General features: G+C 37.2%; 23 protein-coding genes and 1 other RNA gene. 22 read left to right on the top strand and 2 right to left on the bottom strand.

Translation table 11 applies throughout. From position 1 onward, the window contains the following. Positions 1 to 170: 170 nt before the first annotated feature. Positions 171 to 1,457 carry a glycosyl hydrolase family 18 protein gene (locus KQI76_RS04530; protein WP_216399128.1) on the bottom strand — a complete coding sequence of 429 codons (1,287 nt, stop codon included), beginning with the start codon at positions 1,455 to 1,457 and terminating at the stop codon, positions 171 to 173. Positions 1,458 to 1,802: 345 nt separating this feature from the next. Between KQI76_RS04530 and tadA the strand changes: the two genes are divergently transcribed. The 22 genes from tadA to rsmI all read left to right on the top strand — a co-directional run bounded on the left by tadA (position 1,803) and on the right by rsmI (position 19,029). Further along, a complete protein-coding gene (gene tadA / locus KQI76_RS04525; protein WP_216399127.1) occupies positions 1,803 to 2,279 on the top strand; it encodes a tRNA adenosine(34) deaminase TadA in 477 nt (158 codons plus the stop codon). A 109-nt stretch (positions 2,280 to 2,388) separates the two neighbouring features. Next, positions 2,389 to 2,653, top strand: an RNA gene (ffs, locus tag KQI76_RS04520) — signal recognition particle sRNA large type. Between the two features lie 221 nt (positions 2,654 to 2,874). Further along, complete coding sequence (gene dnaX, locus KQI76_RS04515; RefSeq protein WP_216399126.1) at positions 2,875 to 4,569, top strand: DNA polymerase III subunit gamma/tau; 1,695 nt, start codon at positions 2,875 to 2,877, stop codon at positions 4,567 to 4,569. A gap of 32 nt (positions 4,570 to 4,601) precedes the next feature. After that, on the top strand, positions 4,602 to 4,928 hold the full coding sequence (locus KQI76_RS04510; RefSeq protein ID WP_216399125.1) for a YbaB/EbfC family nucleoid-associated protein: 327 nt from the start codon (positions 4,602 to 4,604) through the stop codon (positions 4,926 to 4,928). 12 nt (positions 4,929 to 4,940) lie between these two features. Further along, positions 4,941 to 5,537, top strand: coding sequence for a recombination mediator RecR (gene recR / locus KQI76_RS04505; RefSeq protein ID WP_216399124.1), 597 nt, complete (start codon positions 4,941 to 4,943; stop codon positions 5,535 to 5,537). 147 nt (positions 5,538 to 5,684) lie between these two features. After that, a complete protein-coding gene (locus KQI76_RS04500; RefSeq protein WP_216399123.1) occupies positions 5,685 to 5,897 on the top strand; it encodes a YaaL family protein in 213 nt (70 codons plus the stop codon). A 191-nt stretch (positions 5,898 to 6,088) separates the two neighbouring features. Continuing rightward, positions 6,089 to 6,340, top strand: coding sequence for a pro-sigmaK processing inhibitor BofA family protein (locus KQI76_RS04495; protein WP_216399122.1), 252 nt, complete (start codon positions 6,089 to 6,091; stop codon positions 6,338 to 6,340). A gap of 320 nt (positions 6,341 to 6,660) precedes the next feature. Further along, positions 6,661 to 7,674, top strand: coding sequence for an ABC transporter ATP-binding protein (locus KQI76_RS04490; RefSeq protein WP_305853365.1), 1,014 nt, complete (start codon positions 6,661 to 6,663; stop codon positions 7,672 to 7,674). Beyond that, a complete protein-coding gene (locus tag KQI76_RS04485; protein WP_371817649.1) occupies positions 7,661 to 8,596 on the top strand; it encodes an ABC transporter ATP-binding protein in 936 nt (311 codons plus the stop codon). The genes KQI76_RS04490 and KQI76_RS04485 overlap by 14 nt, the downstream gene beginning before the upstream one ends. Position 8,597: 1 nt before the next feature. Further along, complete coding sequence (gene opp4B / locus KQI76_RS04480; RefSeq protein WP_216399119.1) at positions 8,598 to 9,560, top strand: oligopeptide ABC transporter permease; 963 nt, start codon at positions 8,598 to 8,600, stop codon at positions 9,558 to 9,560. Positions 9,561 to 9,580: 20 nt separating this feature from the next. Then, complete coding sequence (locus tag KQI76_RS04475) at positions 9,581 to 10,486, top strand: ABC transporter permease (RefSeq protein ID WP_216399118.1); 906 nt, start codon at positions 9,581 to 9,583, stop codon at positions 10,484 to 10,486. A gap of 102 nt (positions 10,487 to 10,588) precedes the next feature. Then, on the top strand, positions 10,589 to 12,415 hold the full coding sequence (gene opp4A, locus KQI76_RS04470) for an oligopeptide ABC transporter substrate-binding protein (RefSeq protein ID WP_216399117.1): 1,827 nt from the start codon (positions 10,589 to 10,591) through the stop codon (positions 12,413 to 12,415). Positions 12,416 to 12,648: 233 nt separating this feature from the next. Continuing rightward, a complete protein-coding gene (locus tag KQI76_RS04465) occupies positions 12,649 to 12,822 on the top strand; it encodes a sigma factor G inhibitor Gin (protein WP_216399116.1) in 174 nt (57 codons plus the stop codon). A gap of 441 nt (positions 12,823 to 13,263) precedes the next feature. Further along, a complete protein-coding gene (gene tmk, locus KQI76_RS04460; RefSeq protein WP_216399115.1) occupies positions 13,264 to 13,893 on the top strand; it encodes a dTMP kinase in 630 nt (209 codons plus the stop codon). Positions 13,894 to 13,919: 26 nt separating this feature from the next. Then, positions 13,920 to 14,249 carry a cyclic-di-AMP receptor gene (locus KQI76_RS04455; protein ID WP_216399114.1) on the top strand — a complete coding sequence of 110 codons (330 nt, stop codon included), beginning with the start codon at positions 13,920 to 13,922 and terminating at the stop codon, positions 14,247 to 14,249. Positions 14,250 to 14,274: 25 nt separating this feature from the next. Then, positions 14,275 to 14,715 (top strand): YaaR family protein, encoded by a 441-nt coding sequence (locus tag KQI76_RS04450; protein WP_216399113.1) that lies wholly within the window; start codon positions 14,275 to 14,277, stop codon positions 14,713 to 14,715. Positions 14,716 to 14,843: 128 nt separating this feature from the next. Further along, the gene (gene holB / locus KQI76_RS04445; protein ID WP_216399112.1) at positions 14,844 to 15,830 is read left to right on the top strand and encodes a DNA polymerase III subunit delta'; all 987 of its coding nucleotides are present in this window, start codon (positions 14,844 to 14,846) and stop codon (positions 15,828 to 15,830) included. Between the two features lie 6 nt (positions 15,831 to 15,836). Continuing rightward, positions 15,837 to 16,664: a PSP1 domain-containing protein gene (locus KQI76_RS04440; RefSeq protein WP_216399111.1), complete on the top strand. Its 828-nt coding sequence runs from the start codon at positions 15,837 to 15,839 to the stop codon at positions 16,662 to 16,664. A gap of 15 nt (positions 16,665 to 16,679) precedes the next feature. Then, positions 16,680 to 17,024, top strand: coding sequence for a DNA replication initiation control protein YabA (gene yabA / locus KQI76_RS04435; RefSeq protein ID WP_216399110.1), 345 nt, complete (start codon positions 16,680 to 16,682; stop codon positions 17,022 to 17,024). A gap of 140 nt (positions 17,025 to 17,164) precedes the next feature. Beyond that, positions 17,165 to 17,902, top strand: a complete 738-nt coding sequence (locus KQI76_RS04430) for a tRNA1(Val) (adenine(37)-N6)-methyltransferase (RefSeq protein ID WP_216399109.1) — start codon at positions 17,165 to 17,167, stop codon at positions 17,900 to 17,902. After that, positions 17,892 to 18,182 carry a GIY-YIG nuclease family protein gene (locus KQI76_RS04425; RefSeq protein WP_216399108.1) on the top strand — a complete coding sequence of 97 codons (291 nt, stop codon included), beginning with the start codon at positions 17,892 to 17,894 and terminating at the stop codon, positions 18,180 to 18,182. The genes KQI76_RS04430 and KQI76_RS04425 overlap by 11 nt, the downstream gene beginning before the upstream one ends. Next, positions 18,157 to 19,029 (top strand): 16S rRNA (cytidine(1402)-2'-O)-methyltransferase, encoded by an 873-nt coding sequence (rsmI, locus tag KQI76_RS04420; RefSeq protein ID WP_216399107.1) that lies wholly within the window; start codon positions 18,157 to 18,159, stop codon positions 19,027 to 19,029. Before KQI76_RS04425 ends, rsmI begins: the two co-directional genes overlap by 26 nt. A gap of 93 nt (positions 19,030 to 19,122) precedes the next feature. Here the strand turns inward: rsmI and KQI76_RS04415 are convergent, their stop codons facing one another. Continuing rightward, on the bottom strand, positions 19,123 to 19,401 hold the full coding sequence (locus KQI76_RS04415) for a transition state genes transcriptional regulator AbrB (RefSeq protein ID WP_216399106.1): 279 nt from the start codon (positions 19,399 to 19,401) through the stop codon (positions 19,123 to 19,125). Between the last annotated feature and the right edge of the window lie 134 nt (positions 19,402 to 19,535).

The raw sequence follows: 19,535 nt of genomic DNA, 5'->3' as shown, positions 1-19,535 counted from the left end.
AAAGAGGATTTGCGCTAATTGCGATGATTTTTTAGGAAGTTCACCGCCATCAACAAGCCTAAACTGGGCATTGAAATATATCGAATAGGAAAAGGTGGTTCTAATTACAACTTCCATGTAATCAGAACCCTTTTTCATGATTAGAGACTAGTTTTGTCTCAGCCCCTTATCTAATGTTTTTTAATTGTAAATTGGTCAGTTAAGAGTAACCAATTTTGCGGAAAGGCTAAGCCGAGCTTCCAGTAGCTAATCCCCCTTAACTCCTTTTCCTTAATTAGATCAAATTTTGCTTGGATAGAGCGGGCATCTTCAAACCAGACTTCATGTTGATTTCCTTCTGAATCAACATATTGGAAGAAAGGTGCTTGAGCTGTTTGATCATAAGAAATTGCTTGATTATGCTCACGTGCAAGTTGAATCGCTTGCTGTGGGCTCAAAGCACGTGCAAATTCGCCCCCAGGTTCAAAGGGTAAAGTCCAATCGTAACCATATAAATTTTGTCCAAGCATTATTTTTTCAGCTGGTATGACTGTTAAGGCATAGTTAACGACACGGCTTACTTGGTCAATTGGTGAAACAGCCATAGGTGGTCCACCACTATAACCCCATTCATAAGTCATTAAGACAACAAAATCGGCAATTTCACCATGGGCTTGATAATCATGTGCCTCGTACCATTGCCCTTGTTGACTTGCACTTGTTTTGGGCGCTAAAGCCGTTGACATTAACAAGTTCTCCTGACTTAATCTTGTTTTAGCTCGACGTAAAAATTGATTGTAGGCTTCACGATCAGTTGGGGGGAGAAATTCAAAGTCAAAATGGACATCTCGAAAACCAACCTCTTTTGCTGTAGCAATAATATGATCAAGTAAGCTGTCTTGAATGGTTTGATCACTGACAATCAGATGGCCCAATTCCTCATTAAAAGCACCTTCCTCTAAATTTGTGATAACTAGCATTAGGGCGGTTTGATGATCTGTAGCAATTTTAGGGAAATCATTTAGTGGTGGTGCCGTAAGACTACCATCTCGATTTACTTGATAACTAAAAGGGGCTAGATATGTTAATTGCTCTGCATGCTTTTCTGCGGCATTAATTAATGTACTCGAAACAGTGTCACCAATTGGTTCAACATAGGCATTAGATTCAATTGTTGTTTTTGGCTGTTCAGGAATATATAATCTAAAATTAATGGGGAGCGGTTGCTCTGGGTCAATTGCATTGATTTCAGCGAGTTCTGTAACAGTTGGTTGAAACTTTTGGCTAATGGAATATAGACTATCACCGGGGCGGACAAAGTAGAATTGCCCAACAATTGGGATGACTAATGCTTGACCGACGACAAGGGCATCAGGGGTTTCTAATTCATTCGCTTGAACAATATCTTCTACCGTAGACCCAAAGGTATTAGCGATACTGTAGATAGAATCTCCCTGTTTAACAATATAAATTTGCACAATAAATCCTCCTAACTAAGTACTTGTGTTATCCTATGCTGTATGGTTTAGGCAGGTGACATTAAGTAAGGTTGATTGGCCATTAACTGATCTTAAGACATGAAGGTTCTCTTTACTTTCGAGGATAATATGGCGTAAACTTTAAAGACATAAAGGGTAAATTAAGTTGATTCTAGATGATTAATTAACTGAAACGAAGCGGTGGTAAAATTGTATACGATTCAAGTGACCTGCATTCTTCGTGAACGATTTTAAATCTTTCTTGGCCTATTAAGGCTTGAAGGATTATAATAGGTTGAAATTTGTTATACTTTGATTAGATAATAAGTTCGAGGAGAGCTTGATATGACTGATGAAGATTATATGGAATTGGCATTAGCAGAAGCAATGAAAGCTGAACAATTGGGAGAAGTGCCGATTGGCGCAATCCTTGTATATCAAGATCAAGTGGTTGCACGGGCTTTTAATTTACGTGAAACACTTCAAACGACAGCTTCCCATGCTGAAATGCTTGTGATTGATAAAGGAAATGAGAAAATAAGTAGTTGGCGACTAGAAAACTGTACATTATACGTGACATTAGAACCTTGTCCAATGTGTGCTGGGGCTATTTTACAAGCTCGGATACCACGTGTGGTTTTTGGGGCATATGATCCCAAGTCGGGTTGTGCGGGATCAATTATTAACATATTGGAGAACCATCATTTTAACCATCAAGTTGATTTAAGGGGTGGGGTATTAAATGAAGCATGTTCTCAATTGTTAAAAGGTTTTTTTAAAAAGCTTCGTGAGGAAAAGAAGTTATCCAAGTCATCTCATTAACAAATGATTAGGGAAAAAGTAACAATGGCTAAACGTTGCAATTTTGATGAAAACAGACTATACTAGTAAGTGCGCCAATTGGTGCAGATAAATGTTGTTAGCAATCTTGCCGTGCTAGGTGGGGAGGTAGCGGTGCCCTGTACTCGCAATCCGCTATAGCGAGGCTGAATTCCTATTTGAGGTGCATTGCTATAAGGTCTGCCATAAAGAATTGATGTTGATGTTCTGGTCCTGCGCAACGTGAACCCGTGAACCCTGTCAGGTTCGGAAGAAAGCAGCAGTAAGCGGTCATTCGCGTGTGCCGCGGGGAAGCCTGGGCTGAGTCATGAATTTATGTAACGCTTAGGGCTGTGTGATCGATGGTAGGTGCACGGCGTTATAATAAAAATTAAAATTCTCTTGCCGTGTTGGTAAGAGATTTTTTTATACTTAGTAAATGTCGATAGGATTTCCTATTTAGTGAGATAAATTACTAAGCATATAGTGAAAATTGGTTGGTGACCACTTTACATAAATCATCTTGGATGCACTCACATTTCAAGTGAATTTCAGTTATAATAGAAGGGAATTCCAAGTAGGAAGGAAGAAGCGAAAAATGAGCTATCAGGCCCTTTATCGTGTATGGAGACCACAGAAGTTTAGTGATGTTGTAGGACAATCCCATATTACTCGTACTTTACAAAATGCCATTTTCCAAAATAAATTCTCACATGCTTACTTATTTTCGGGTCCACGGGGAACTGGAAAAACAAGTGCTGCTAAAATTTTTGCTAAAGCAGTTAATTGCCAGTCAACACCTGTACGAGAACCTTGTGGAGAGTGTGATGCCTGTATTGGCATTCAAAATGGTAGCATTTCAGATATCATTGAAATCGATGCGGCCTCAAATAATGGTGTCGAACAGATCCGTGATATTCGGGATAAAGTGAAATATGCGCCAAGTTCAGTTGCCTATAAGGTCTATATTATTGATGAGGTTCATATGCTTTCAATTGGTGCTTTTAATGCCCTTTTAAAAACATTAGAAGAACCGCCGCAACATGTGATATTTATCCTAGCTACAACTGAGCCACATAAAATCCCGTTAACGATCATTTCAAGATGTCAACGTTTTGATTTCAAAAGAATTACACATCCATTCTTAATCAGTCGGATGAAAGAGATTTTAGGTCAAGAAGAGTTAGAAGTAACGGATGAGGCCCTTCACGCAATTGCATTAGCAGCCGAAGGGGGTATGCGTGATGCATTGAGTTTGTTGGATCAGGCGATTTCATACAGTGATCAGAAGGTAGAGCTTGAAGATGTTCTGATGATAACAGGTTCAGTTTCTCAGGGTAAATTAACAGAATTAATTGATGCACTGTATCGTCAAGATACAAAGTCGGCTTTAAACCTAGTTGATCTTTTTATCCAAGAAGGAAAGGACCCAGTCAGATTAGTTTACGATTTAATTTATTTCTTGCGTGATCTCCTTCTTTATCAAAGTGCATCGGATTTTGATGATTTATTGGAAAGGGCCATTGTTGATCAAGCCTTTATCGATTTACAGGAAGAAGTATCGGCTGAATGGATTCAAAGAGCAATTACCGAATTAAATCAATGCCAGCAAGAAATGAAGTGGACGAATACACCTAAAGTTTTTATTGAAATTACGATGTTAAAATTGACGGAGGCACAAGCAGAAGATCGAGTTTCAAAACAAGAAGTAAAACAAATTTTGCAGTTATCAGAAAAGCTTGATAAACTAGAAAAGGAATTACATGAAGTTAAAAATAATAAAGTCCCAACAAATGCCTCCGCTCCAAAAGCTACACAAAAGCGGTCATCACCGACTAAGAATAAGTATCGGATTCCTTATGAGCGCATTCGCCAGGTATTAGGTGAGGCAGAGAAGAAATATTTACAAGCGATTCAAGCGAAATGGGCGATATTTTTACAAAGCCTTAAGCAACAAAGTGCACCAGCATATGCAGTGTTACAGGATGCAAGGCCAAGTGCTGCATCTGAAGATAAGCTTGTGATCTCATTTAAATATGATATCCATTGTTCACTCGCTCTTGATCATCAACAGATGATTGAAGCGCTTTTGCTCGAAGTTTTCGGGAAAAATATGCACTATATTCCAATCCCAGAAGACAATTGGTTGGAATTACGTCAGGACTATATTGAGAAACAACGCCAACAAACGAAAGATGAAAATGAAGAGTCACAAGAAAAGGACCAAGAAGACCCCATTGTAGCGGAAGCAAGAAAGCTTGTTGGTGATGATTTATTAGAAATTCATGAATAATAAGAAGATAGTAAATTTCAGGAGGGAAAAACATGCGTGGAAATATGGGTAATATGAATAAGATGATGAAGCAAATGCAGAAAATGCAAAAAGATATGGTGAAAGCTCAAGATGAACTTATGGAAATGACTTTTGAAGCCACGTCAGGTGGTGGGATGGTTAAAGTAACTGCCAATGGAAAAAAGGAAATTCTTGATGTGGAAATTAGTGAAGATGTTGTAGATCCTGATGATATTGAAATGTTACAAGACTTAATCATTGCTGCAACAAATGAGGTATTAACGAAAATAGAAGAAACGACAAATGAGAGAATGGGTAAATTTACTCAAGGCCTTAATTTGCCTGGAGGGATGTTCTAGGAGGGTTAATCAGTGTATTATCCAGAACCAATTTCAAAGCTAATTGATAGCTTTACTAAATTGCCAGGGATAGGACCCAAAACAGCGGTTCGACTGGCTTTTTTTGTATTAAATATGAAGGAAGACGATGTTTTAGATTTTGCTAAGGCGCTTGTAAGTGCGAAAAGAGAGCTAACTCACTGTAGTATATGTGGAAATATAACTGATCAAGATCCTTGCTCAATTTGTCAAGATCAATCTAGGGATCGGTCTGTTATTTGTGTTGTTCAAGATCCTAAAGATGTAATCGCAATGGAAAAAATGCGTGAGTATAATGGCCAATATCATATTCTAAATGGAGCAATATCTCCAATTGATGGGATTGGGCCAGAAGATATTAATGTTCCATCCCTACTTGATCGCTTAAAGGATGAGAAGGTAACAGAACTTATTCTAGCTACAAATCCTAATGTCGAGGGAGAGGCTACTGCTATGTATATTTCACGATTAGTCAAACCTGCTGGCATTAAAATCACTCGGATTGCCCATGGCCTTCCTATGGGAGGAGACTTAGAGTATGCAGATGAGGTAACACTTTCCAAAGCATTAGAAGGAAGACGCGAATTATAAATTTAATTATTTTTTAGGTTAGTTTTCTACAAAAAACGGGTAATGTCTATTAGAACATGATGATTGGCTGGACCTTATTTTAATTATGTTTTTATTAAGGTAGGGAGTTGTCGACCGTTATTTGTGATAGAAGGAAGTGAAGCGACCATGTTAAGTAAACGAAAGCGTCAAAGAGAAGAAGCACAATTGTTACAGGATACTTTACAAATGCAAAACGAATGGACACGATTAATGAAGATCATGGATCAAAGTATAGAGCCAAGTGAATCTGGACGTTTTGAACTAATGGTTGCTGAAGCAAAATATTTTTATTTATTAAAAGAAGTAAGACACTATCATTTGAATATGAAAGTTAAATAACATTAATTATAGAAGATTAAAGAAGAGGCTGGGGCAAAACTCAGCTAAAATGAAAAAGGTTCTATTTACGAAAAAACCGTAAATAGAACCTTTTTTACTCAGTGAGACTAGTTATGTCTCAGCCTCGTTCTTTTTTTTAGTTGATCACATATATATGGAACAAGGAGCCGTTTAGACAAGGGGTGATTATAGTGAATCCGTATATGATCGTTGGTATTGTCTGTCTTGTACTTATGATGTTATTTAATTTGAAATCAATCAAATGGTTACCCAAACTAATCACAAAAGTAGCGATTGGTGCGTTATTGTTGTTCTTTTTAAATATATTAAGTGGCTCATTTGGTTTACATGTACCGATCAATTTGTTTACGGCAACAACTGTTGGCTTTTTAGGGATACCTGGTATGATAGCCTTAAGCTCCATCCATTTATTTGTTATTTAGCCAATGGAAATAGAATGGTGATTCAGAAATATACAATGAACTTTTCATTGTATATTTTTTTATGGATTGTTACAAAACGGGTTGTTTTTTATATAATTGAGTTGGAGTTTTTTAGTTAGCTCAACTGCAAAAAGTCATTATAATCATGGCATTACTACTGATTAGCAAGTTATAACATTGCTTTTTCAAACAATTTTCTTTATAATGTTTTTAACATCTTTATACAATGTATGGATGAAGGGGAGAAAACAAGCGATTATTCAGTTTTCAGAATAATTCTTTAATTTAGATAGATTTTATAGATGTTGAGGAGGATGAAGTTGGAAAATAAATTGCTAGAAATCAATCATTTATATACCTCCTTTCGTATTCGAGATGATTATTATGCGGCTGTTGACGATGTTTCATTAACCGTTAATAAAAATGAAGTCTTAGCAATTGTAGGTGAATCTGGATCAGGGAAAAGTGCTTTAGCTTTTTCGATCATGCGCCTGCATAATCGTGCGAAAACAGAAGGAGAAATATTATTCAAAGGAGAGAATGTAATCGGCATGTCTGACTCACGGCTTAATCAAGTCAGAGGGAAAGATATGGCGATGATTTTTCAGGACCCTTTAACCGCATTAAATCCGCTGATGACAGTTGGAGAACAAATCGGTGAAGCCTTATTTTTACACAATAAAAAGCTTGATAAACAGGCAAGACGTACAAAAGTCATTGACCTGTTGAATCAGGTAGGGATCCCCCGTCCAGAATATGTTGTTGATCAATATCCACATGAGCTGTCAGGAGGAATGCGTCAGCGTGTGATGATCGCTATTGCGATTTCAAATGATCCTGAATTGTTAATTGCGGATGAGCCCACGACAGCCTTAGATGTCACGATTCAAGCTCAGATTCTAGACTTGATTCGTCAGTTAAAACAAAAGATGAATGCAGGGATTATTTTAATTACCCATGATTTAGGGGTGGTTGCAGAAATGGCTGATCGCGTCGCCGTGATGTATGCGGGGGAAATTGTCGAATTAGCAGATGTTGAAACTTTATTTGAGAACCCTCAACATCCTTATACGCGTTCATTATTAAATTCAGTTCCAAATGTTAATCAACAACAAGATAAACTGCATGTGATCCAAGGAATAGTTCCTTCCTTGGCTCTTTTACCACGGAAAGGCTGTCGCTTTAAAGACCGAATTCCTTGGTTAGATGAATCTACTCATGAAGCAGATCCGGTCTTACGTGAAATTAAACCAGGACATTTCGTTCGTTGTACATGTTATCAACATTTCCATTTTCCAAAAGAAGAGGAGGTCGATCAAAGTGACCTTTCTTGAGATTAATGATTTAAAGGTGCATTTCCCTATTCGAGGGGGGATTTTTAATCGAAAGATTGATTCGATTCGAGCGGTCGATGGCATCTCTTTTCAAATTGAAGCAGGTCAAACTTATGGTATTGTCGGTGAATCTGGTTCAGGTAAAACGACGACAGGTCGAGCGATTATCGGTTTAAATCAGATCACATCTGGCCAAATTATTTTTCAAGGGATCGATTTGGCTGATAAGAAGAATAAGAAAATCGACTTTAGAAAAGATATTCAAATGATTTTCCAAGATCCATACTCTTCATTGAATCCAAAGAAAAGAGTTTTGGATATCGTAGCTGAACCGTTACGAAACTATGAAAAACTTACAAAGAAAGAAGAAATATATCGTGTGGCTGAACTACTTGAAAAGGTTGGATTATCTGAAGAAAGCATTTATAAATATCCACATCAATTCTCAGGTGGTCAACGTCAACGTATTGGTATTGCTCGGGCGATTGCTTTAAAACCTAAATTGATTATCGCCGATGAGCCTGTATCGGCGCTAGATGTGTCCGTGCAAGCTCAAGTATTAAATTTTATGCGTGATATTCAAGAAGAATTAAATTTAACTTATTTATTCATTAGCCATGACTTGGGAATCGTAAAACATATGAGTGATAGAATTGGCATTATGTATAAAGGGCGTTATGTTGAGGAAGGGTCGACTGATGACATTTTTACAAATCCTCAACATATTTATACTAAGCGCTTAGTCGCAGCGATTCCTGATATTAATCCAAAAAATAGAGCAAAGCAAAAGACCTTCAGGGAAGAAGTTCAAAAAGAATATGAGCAGGCTTATCATGATTATTTCGACGAAGAGGGCTTAGCCTATGATTTACGTCGTCAATCAGAAACCCATCTCGTTGCTTTGCCAGAGAGGGTGAACTGATATGTGGAAGTTTATTACGAGACGTTTGTTGATTACCTTACCTCAAATTATTTTACTGAGTGTTTTGGTTTTCATAATGGCACAAATGATGCCAGGAGATGCTTTAACAGGATTGGTGGATCCCAATTTGGATCCAGCAACGATTGCTGAACAACGCGAGCGATTGGGTCTGAATGATCCATGGCATATCCAGTATGTGAATTGGGTCGGTAATGCTCTACAAGGAGATCTAGGCCAATCATTCCGGTTTAAAATAGATGTAACAGATTTAATTGGACAACGGCTTAATAATACGATTTGGTTATCTTTATTGACACTCATCTTTACTTATATAATCGCTATTCCATTAGGGATTACGAGTGGACGATACAATGATACACTACGTGATCAAATGATAACAGGCTATACCTATATTGGTTTTGCAACACCACTCTTTATCTTTGCCCTTGTCTTGTTGTGGATCTTTGGTTTTCAACTAGGATGGTTTCCTACGGGGTCAAGTGTTGCACCAGGTTTAACCAGGGGGACATTTGAATATTACGTAAGTCGACTCCATCATTTAATGTTGCCAGCTTTATCGATGGCTTTAATTACGACGGTGAATACGGTTCAATATTTGCGTAATGAAATTATCGATACGAAACAGAAGGATTTTATCTTAACAGCACGAGCCAAAGGGGCTTCGGAGTCCCGTGTTTATAATCGCCATGTCTTTAGAAACTCACTTTTACCGATTGCTGCTTTATTTGGATTTGAGATTACTGGCTTAATTGGGGGAACTGTTTTTATTGAAACGATCTACAGTTACCCAGGGATGGGACTTCTCTTTATGGAGTCGATCACTCAGCGGGATTACAGTGTGGTCACCGCGGTCGTTTTATTATTTGGTATCGCATCGATTTTAGGTGCGTTACTCTCCGATATTATACTAAGCCTAGTAGATCCGAGAATTCGGATTAAGTAATCGAGAAAGGAGTGAGGGCAATGGTAAAAGTCGATGTCGATGTAAAGGAAGAAAAGAAAGCACACAAAAGCCAAAGTAGTTTAAATATCTTATGGCGTGAGATTGTTCGTGATAAATTAGCACTTGTCTCGTTAATCTTTTTTGTTTCCATAACGGTTGTTGTTTTTACGGTTTCTGCCGTATTAGATTTGGATCAAATTGTTAAAGTTGATTTATTTTCGATTCACCAAGCACCAAACCAAGAGTTCTGGTTAGGGACAGATTATGGTGGACGTGATGTCTTTGGCCAATTAATTATTGGAACACGGAACTCCTTGTGGATTGGTTTTATTGTCACCTTTTTAACGGGGATAATAGGGGTTACCTTTGGGTTAGTCGCAGGGTATTTTGGAGGGCATGTCGATAACGTAATGATGCGTATCCTTGACTTCTTCCAAATACTACCTTTCCTTATGATCGTTATTGTATTTGTTGCGATTGTCCCAAGCTATAGTACTCTTGCCTTTTCCTTAATTATGACGGCCTTTTTATGGATGGGGATTGCTCGCTTGGTTCGATCAAAGGCTTTGCAGGAGCGGGAATTGGACTACGCCCAAGCATCAAAAACTTTAGGGACACCCCAGTGGAAGATTATGTTTGGTCAAGTCCTGCCAAATTTAAGTTCGTTAATCATCGTGACGATGACATTGAATTTGGCAGCTAATATTGGATTAGAGTCTGGCTTATCGTTTCTTGGCTTTGGCTTTCCAGAGTCAACACCAAGTTTAGGAACCTTATTGAGCTATGCTAGAAATCCACAAACATTAGAATATCGTTGGTGGATTTGGTTACCAGCTGCGATTCTAATTTTCCTACTTATGCTTAGCGTTCGTAACGTTGGAGAAGCGCTAAAACGGGCTACTGATGCTCGCCAACGTCGGGGCTAGCGGTCATATGAATTGTGATACCTACATCTGAAGCAGATGTTAAGTATAAATCGTCAACATGCGTTGTTGACAAGAATATAAAAAATGGGGAGGTTATTTATGATGACAAGAAGAAGCATACCAAAAGCTTTTCTTGCGCTTATGTTAATGCTAGTTCTAGTATTAGCAGGTTGTAATGATGAAAAAGAAGGAGACTCAGCTGCTGAGGATGAGTTAATTTCGATCGAGGATTTTAACCAGGTCAAAACAAACGAAGGGGAAGCGATAGAAGGAGGAACCTTGAACTTTGGTCTCGTATCAGACACAGCGTTTGAAGGAACATTAAACTATAACTTCTATTCTGGTAACCCAGACGTTCAAATTATTGATTGGTTTAGTGAATCACTTCTTACCATGGATGAGAACTATGCCTATACACAAGATGGCGCAGCGACATTCGAGGTAGATGAAGATAATCATTCAATTACTTTCACAATTAACGAGAATCTAAACTGGCATGATGGAGAGCCCGTAACAGCTGAGGATTGGGCTTATGCTTATGAAGTTGTTGGTCATCCAGACTATGATGGTGTTCGTTACACACAATCTTTGAGTAGTGTTGAAGGTATGCCAGAATATCATAAAGGTGAAACAGATGAGATATCAGGGATTGAGATTATTGATGAGAAGACAATTAAAATAACTTATCATGAATTTACCCCTTCCCTATTAGCAGGTGGTATTTGGGCCTATCCATTAGCAAAACATATTTTCGAAGATATTCCAATTGAAGATATGGCTTCATCTGATGCTGTGCGTACAGAACCAATCGGTTATGGTCCATTTAAAGTGGAATCGATTGTGCCAGGTGAATCTGTCACAATGGTCAAAAATGAAGATTATTGGAGAGGCGAACCAAAACTTGACGGTGTAACGGTTCGTGTTATTAATCCAAATGTCGTTGTTCAATCATTACAAACGGGTGATATAGATGCAGTTAGTACATTCCCGACTGAACAATATAAAGATAATCAAGATATGTCCAATGTGGAGTTTCTAGGTGGGATCGATACTGCCTATACCTATATTGGTTTTAAACTTGGTAAGATAGAAGATGGTGAGGTTGTACCAGATCCTGATGCAAAAATGGCTGATGTAAATCTACGTCGAGCAATGTGGTATGCAGTGGATAACGACGCAGTAGGTACTAAATTCTATGATGGATTGCGTTGGAATGCAACAACATTGACACCACCTTCTCATCCAGATTATCATGATGCTACAATTGAGGCACCAACATATGATCCTAAACAAGCAAATGAGATTTTAGATGAAGCTGGTTATATCGATGTTGACGAAGATGGTTTCCGTGAAGACCAAGATGGAAACGAACTGGTTATCAACTTCGCTTCCATGTCAGGTGGGGATACTGCTGAACCTATCGCCCAATATTATATGCAAGCATGGAAAGAGGTCGGCTTAAATGTTCAATTATTAGATGGTCGCTTACAAGAATTCAATACATTCTATGACCGTGTTGAGGCAGATGACCCAGAAATTGATATTTACCAAGGAGCTTGGGGAGTAGGAGCTGACGTTGATCCATCTGGTTTATATGGCCGAACAGCTGCTTTCAACTATCCACGTTATGCGAGTGAAGAAAATGACCGATTACTAAAAGAAGGTTTATCTGAAGAAGCCTTTGATCAAGAATATCGTCAAGAGGTCTATAGTGAATGGCAACAACTGATGGTTGATGAAATTCCTGTTTTCCCAACTGTATATCGTGCGATACTTATACCTGTTAATAATCGTGTTCAAAACTATGCTTATAACTTCACTACAACAGGAGTTTATCGCTATGAAATTGCTGTGACTCAAGAAGAACCATTTGAAGCAGACGAAATTACACCAGTTGAAGAAGAGACAGGGGAAGAAGCTGCAGAGTAGGAGACTTCTCATGTATTAAGGGAGATACTCCGTAGGAATGGTTTGAACTGTGAGGGATCACTTTGTATGAACTCTGTTTATTTACTGGATAAAAAGTGAGATTATAGTCAATCGTTCTAGATAGAAAAATAATAAAAAGCAGAAATCTTGTTAGATCATTCTAGCAGATTTCTGCTTTTTTAATGTATAGAATCTATTTTATTCGGTGAAACTAGTAAACGGAGGTGGAGCTGATGCATCAATGTCAGATATGTGACACAAATCAAGAAGAGGGGATATTTATCTATCATTTATACATTTGTGAAAGTTGCCAAGCAAAGATTGTAGCAACTGATCCCGAAGATCCAGACTATCGCTTTTTTGTTCATAAATTAAGACGTATCCAACAATCACCGTTAAATAGTTAATGTTAAAGTCTCATATTCTTTCAGTTGAAAGAGTGTGAGACTTTATTATCCTATCTTTTAATTAAGTGAATCTTCGTTCCCTCACTGTGTGTTAGATGAAGGATTCGGGTTTTTACCGCCTCTTGATTCCCTTAATAGCCCTTTGTTTATTGAATTAGAAGTTTTACAGTTAGTTAATCCGTGATTAAAAGTATTTATGAAGAGTTATATTCATATTTTTAGATAATAGCTATTGTAGCAGGCAAATGGATTGTGGTCATCATCCCCAATCATTTGAATGCCAGCTAATAATTATCTGAAAATCGTTAATTTTTTGGGATAAACATGCTACAATAATAGAAAGAGTAAGGTTAAAGTGAATCTTTAACCAGTGATAACCTGTGTGTAGGTCCATCTTAATTAATGGAAGGCTCACCTCAGGCTTTTAAAGGAGAATAGATGGTGAGAGGATATTTTATTACATTTGAAGGTGGCGAAGGGGCTGGAAAGACATCAGCATTAACCGGTGTTGCTGATCGATTAGAGAGGCAAGGTTATTCTGTGGTGACAACCCGTGAACCCGGTGGAATAAAAATTTCTGAACAGATTCGGAACATTTTATTAGATCAATCAAATACAGAAATGGATGCTCGAACAGAAGCATTGCTTTACGCTGCAGCAAGACGTCAACACCTTGTTGAAAAGGTTAAGCCTGCATTAGAAGCGGGGAAAATTGTCTTATGTGATCGATTCATCGATAGTAGTTTAGCTTATCAAGGTTATGCAAGAAATTTGGGGATTGACCAGATTTACCAAATTAATCAATTTGCGATTGACCAATTCATGCCAGATTTAACCTTGTTTTTCGATATTGAACCTCAAAATGGATTAGCAAGAATTCGATCTAATCAAGCGCGTGAACTCAATCGCTTGGATGTTGAGGCTCTCTCCTTTCATCAAAAGGTATATGAGGGCTATCAAATACTAAGGCAACGCTTTCCCTCTCGTATTGAAGCGATTGATGCTGAGCAATCATTAGTAAATGTCATTCAGCTAGCGTATGAAAAGATTATCTTGCATATAAATGAGTAGTAATCATATTCAGGAGGCGACTTTAAATGAAATTAATTTTAGCTGTTGTTGAGGACAAGGATAGTAGCCGTTTAATTGATGCTCTAAGTAAAAGTGATTTTAAAACAACTAAGCTTTCTTCGACAGGTGGTTTTCTAAAAGAAGGAAATACAACATTGATGATTGGTTGTCAAGATGATTATGTTGACCAAGCTCTTGAGATTATTAAGAAAAACTCAAGTCAACGAGAACAAATGGTAGCACCTATTTCACCAATGGGTGGGAATACCGATTCCTATATCCCACAGCCAATCAATATTGAAGTTGGTGGAGCCATTGTCTTTGTTTTACCCGTTGATCAATTTCATCAATTTTAAAATAATTTAAGGGACGTTTAATACTGTGAAAATTAATAAAGAAATTCGTTCGCAAGTTGATACAACACAACTTAATCAACCGATACCAAAAGCAAAAGGTTTATCCTTCGATGCAATGGTTATGACACAGGCTGAGAAATTACATGGCTACGAATTAGAGCACCTAATGAAGGAAATTACTAGCCAGGGTGAGAAACTTGCCCGTTATCGTACACTTCGGGAATTAGCTAAGTACAAACGTTTTGTCAAAGGTTTTATTAAGGAAGCTGTTAATTTTGGATTAGATATCTCTCAATCACATACATTTAACTTAAATGGCAATAGCCGTCAACTATTAATTGTTAAACAAATTGATGAAAAGCTTATTGCCTTAACTGAAGCCATTGTTGAACAAGAGAAGCGATCGATTGACTTACTAGATATGATTGGAGAAATTAAAGGTTTGTTAATTAATTTGTATTCTTAAATAAAGCAATACTCGTATGATCTATGATAAAATGAAAGCAACAACGAGAGGGTGAAATCAAGACGTTGATTTCATTCTTTTTTTTGAATAAAGAAATGATTCACTATATAAATGTGGTGGTGTCAATAATGGAAAATTGGGCTGAATTAGAGAAGCGGCAACCGGTAGCAATGAAGATGTTACGGCAAATGATTATTCGGGAACGGGTAGCACATGCCTATTTAATACAAGGTGATGTAGGAACAGGAAAAGAAGCAATTGGTTACTTCTTAGCAAAAAGCCTATTTTGCAAACAAATGAGTGCGGGTGAACCTTGTCATCGATGTAATGAATGTTTGCGAATTGATTCAGGTAATCACCCAGATGTTCATTGGATTCGACCAGATGGTGCTTCAATTAAGAAAGAGCAAATTGCTCATTTACAAAAAGAGTTTACTTATACAGGTTTAGAATCAAATCAAAAAGTTTACCTTATTTCACATGCTGATTTAATGACAACAAATGCGGCAAATCGATTATTGAAATTTTTAGAAGAGCCCAGTAAAAAAACAACGGCTATTTTAATGACAGAAAATAGCCAGGCGATTCTTGATACAGTAAAATCCAGATGTCAAATCATCTCATTAATGCCGTTATCCTCGCAATCAATTGAAGAGCTTTTACTAAAGGAAGGTATCATGCCGGAAAACGCTCGGCTATTTTCTGCTATCATGCCAAATCTCGAGCAGGCACGAGCATTAGATCAAGATGAGTGGTTTGCACAGGCACGAAAATTAGTGGTACAATTAATGGGTATACTCCAGTCTAAACAGGATGAAGCATTATTATTTATTCAGAGACAATGGATGGAACATTTTTCGGATCGGGAAAAGCTTAACTTTGGTCTTGATCTACTTATGTACTGGTTTAAAGATATTATCTATTTACAGATTGATCAAAAAGAGACAATTATTTTTCAAAGTTATTTAAAAGAACTCGAAAAATGTACCTGGCATTGGTCTAAGAATGACACAACACAAATTTTATATTCTATTTTAGAAGCAAAACGACATGTGACTCAAAATATTCATCCAATGTTAGTCATGGAAAAATTAACACTGCAAATGCAGAGGTGATGATAGATGATCGAAGTGATCGGTGTACGCTTTAAGAAAGCGGGTAAAATATATTATTTTGATCCTGATCAGCTTACTATTGAACAGGATCAATATGTGATTGTAGAAACGTCACGGGGAATTGAATTTGGCAAGGTTGTCATTGCGAATAAATCTGTTGATGAGGAAGACGTTGTCTTGCCATTAAAGAAGGTGATTCGTTTAGCGACAAAGAAAGATAAGTATGCAGTCATAGAAAATAAGGAAAGTGCAAAAGAAGCTTATCAGGTATGTTTTAATAAAATCAATGAACATCAACTGGATATGAATCTTGTTGATGTTGAATATACATTTGATCGCAATAAAGTTATTTTTTATTTTACTGCTGACGGTCGAATTGACTTCAGAAATTTAGTGAAGGATTTAGCTGCGATTTTTAAAACAAGGATAGAGTTACGGCAAATCGGGGTAAGGGATGAAGCTAAACTGTTAGGCGGTATTGGACCGTGTGGCCGGATGCTCTGTTGCTCTACTTTTCTAGGTGACTTTGAGCCGGTTTCGATAAAAATGGCAAAGGATCAAAATTTATCATTAAATCCTGCTAAAATATCTGGATTGTGTGGTCGCTTAATGTGCTGTTTGAAATATGAAAATGATGATTATGAAGAAGCAAAAAAACAACTTCCTGACTTAGGTGAAAAGATTTTAACTCCTATTGGTGAAGGGAAGGTTGTTGGTATAAATATATTAGAACGCATAATTCAAATTGAATTAATCGAGAAAGAGCGTATGATTGAATACACATTAGATGAATTGATTGAACAGGGTGTTGTTGATTTAATGACCATGGAATGATGAGGTGGTAGTGCCGTGAACAAAAAGGAAGTGTTCGAGCAAGTATCAGATATGGAAGAACAGATTGGTCAACTTTACCAGCAGTTAGGTGATTTAAAAGGGCATTTAAAAGAGCTTTTAGAAGAAAATCACCGAATGACAATTGAGAATCATCATTTGCGCCAACGTTTAGATAGAGAACTTGAAGTTAAAGAAAAGGAAGATCGTCAACAAGATAATTATACTAACGTTATTGGTGAGGGCTATGATAATTTAGCACGACTTTATGAAGAAGGCTTCCATATTTGTAATGTTCATTTTGGAAGTCCTAGACAAAATGAAGATTGTTTATTCTGTTTACAGTTTTTAAATAAAAAGTAGACTTTCTAATAAAATAAAAAGGCTGGGTTTAGGGATCTCTATTTAGTATAAGATTTTTCTCTAACTAAATGAGAGTTAGTTTTGTTCTCAAAACCAGTCTTTTTCATTGATTAAATTAAAATATCGTATGGAGGTTAAGGATGGTAGATTTACTAGGCGATGAGCGTTTAGATTATCTATTTATGGATCAATCGATGCAAATCATTCAAAGTCCAACAGTTTTCTCATATTCAATTGACGCCGTTTTACTAGCTAATTTTGCATCCCTACCCTTAAAAAGAGGGAAGATAATAGATCTTTGCACAGGGAATGGGGTTATCCCGCTCTTGATGAGTAAATTCACAAATGTGCCGATTACAGGTGTCGAAATTCAGGAGCGTTTGTATGGAATGGCACGACGTAGCGTTCAATATAACAATAAAACAGATCAAATTGAACTGATTCATGGTGATCTAAACGATATGCCAAGTTTTTTTGGTAATGATAAGTTTGATCTTGTTACAGTTAATCCACCCTACTTTAAAACAGAACATCCAAATCAAATGAATAAAAATGACTATCTAACCATTGCCAGACATGAGATCTTAGTAAACTTGGAACAGGTGATTCAAACATCGAGTCGATTGGTAAAACCAGGTGGAAAAGTGGCTATGGTCCATCGGCCGGGTCGTCTCGTTGATATTATTAATTTAATGCGGAAATATAAGCTTGAACCTAAGAGACTACAGTTTGTTTACCCTAAAGAAGGGAAAGAGGCGAATATCTTATTAATCGAGTCCATTCGTGATGGGAAAGTTGATTTAAAGCTGTTACCTCCCCTCTATGTTTTTAATCAAGAAGGTAGTTATACAAAGGAGTTGCATGACTTTGTCTATTGAACATAGTGTTTATATCATTGAGTGTAAGGATGGGTCATTATATACAGGCTATACAAATGATTTAGCACATCGATTACGAATGCATGAATCGGGAAAAGGCGCGAAGTACACAAGAGGAAGAGGGCCATTTAAATTACGCTACTATCAAATATTTGAGACAAAAGAAGCGGCTATGCAAATGGAGTACCGAATAAAAAGACTATCTCGTTCTCAAAAGAAACAAATCATTCAAGAGCAAAAAGTAGGTGAGCAGATTGAAAATACAAAAGAGCTATCATGATAATGGACGGACAGGTATTTTGTATATTGTGCCTACTCCGATTGGAAACCTAGATGATCTTACAATTAGAGCTTTAAATACTTTAAGGCAAGTTCATTTAATTGCAGCAGAAGATACACGTAATACAAAAAAGTTACTGTCACATTTTGATATTCATTGCCCGCTGACTAGTTATCATGAACATAGTCAACAGTCGAAACAGGAGTATCTATTGAATGTATTGAAAAAAGGTCAGCATCTTGCCTTGGTGTCTGATGCGGGAATGCCAGGTATTTCAGATCCAGGGACATTACTCATTCAATCTGCAATAGAGGAAGAGATTCCAGTTGTTGTATTACCGGGGGCGAATGCAGCCCTATGTGGCTTGGTTGGTTCAGGCTTACCAACAGATCAATTTTATTTCTATGGTTTTTTACCTAAAAAGAATAAAGAAAGAAAAAAAGCATGGCAGATTCTAAAAGCACAACAAGCAACACTGATTCTATATGAATCGCCATATCGACTAAAAGATACTTTAATGGACATAAAAGAGAATTTAGGTAATCGTAAAATAGCACTTGCCCGTGAATTAACAAAGAAATTTGAAGAGTATGTGCGTGGAACAGTTGAGGAACTCATAGAATGGTCGGAGAGTGGGATGGTGAAAGGCGAATTTTGTATTATTATTGAAGGGAGTCTAGCCCAGGTTGACGAGAATCAGTCATGGTGGGAGGAGCTAACTATTATTGAACATGTCGATTATTATATCGAAACAGATCAGCTAACGAGTAAAGAGGCGATAAGGAAGGTAGCGCAGGATCGAGAATTAAAAAAACGAGATATTTATCAACAATACCATGTTGACTAACATAAAAGAGAGAGCTTCAGGAACGATCCAAATAGTTTAGGGAAAGCTAAAATTTGAATGGTTCAGTATTGAAAGCTCTCTTTCTAGTTAAAACTATTTGTCTAAATAACGATTAATTTCATCAACCAATGATCTAGCACCTTCAGGACTTAAAATAAGTTTTCCATCAGCAAGGGATAGGTTATCATCAGAAATTTCACCAGTAATTTGGCAAGTCATGTTTGGTTTGTATTTTTGTAGAATGATACGCTCATCATCCACATAAATTTCTAAAGCATCTTTCTCTGCAATACCCAATGTCCGTCGTAATTCAATAGGTATAACCACACGACCTAACTCATCAACCTTGCGTACAATACCTGTAGATTTCATCATTTTCTCCCCTCGTATAATATGTTTAAGCCTTGTTTTAGGCTTATGTTTTCATTGATACAAAACTTGCTTGTAACTTCGTTACCTTTCATTCCAGGCGGACGCTTTCCGTGGGCACGGCTCAAGCCTCCTCG

This window comes from Amphibacillus sp. MSJ-3, assembly GCF_018919165.1.
In the GTDB taxonomy this organism is placed as follows: Bacteria; Bacillota; Bacilli; order Bacillales; family Amphibacillaceae; genus Amphibacillus.
This window is presented reverse-complemented; position numbering and strand designations above follow the sequence as displayed.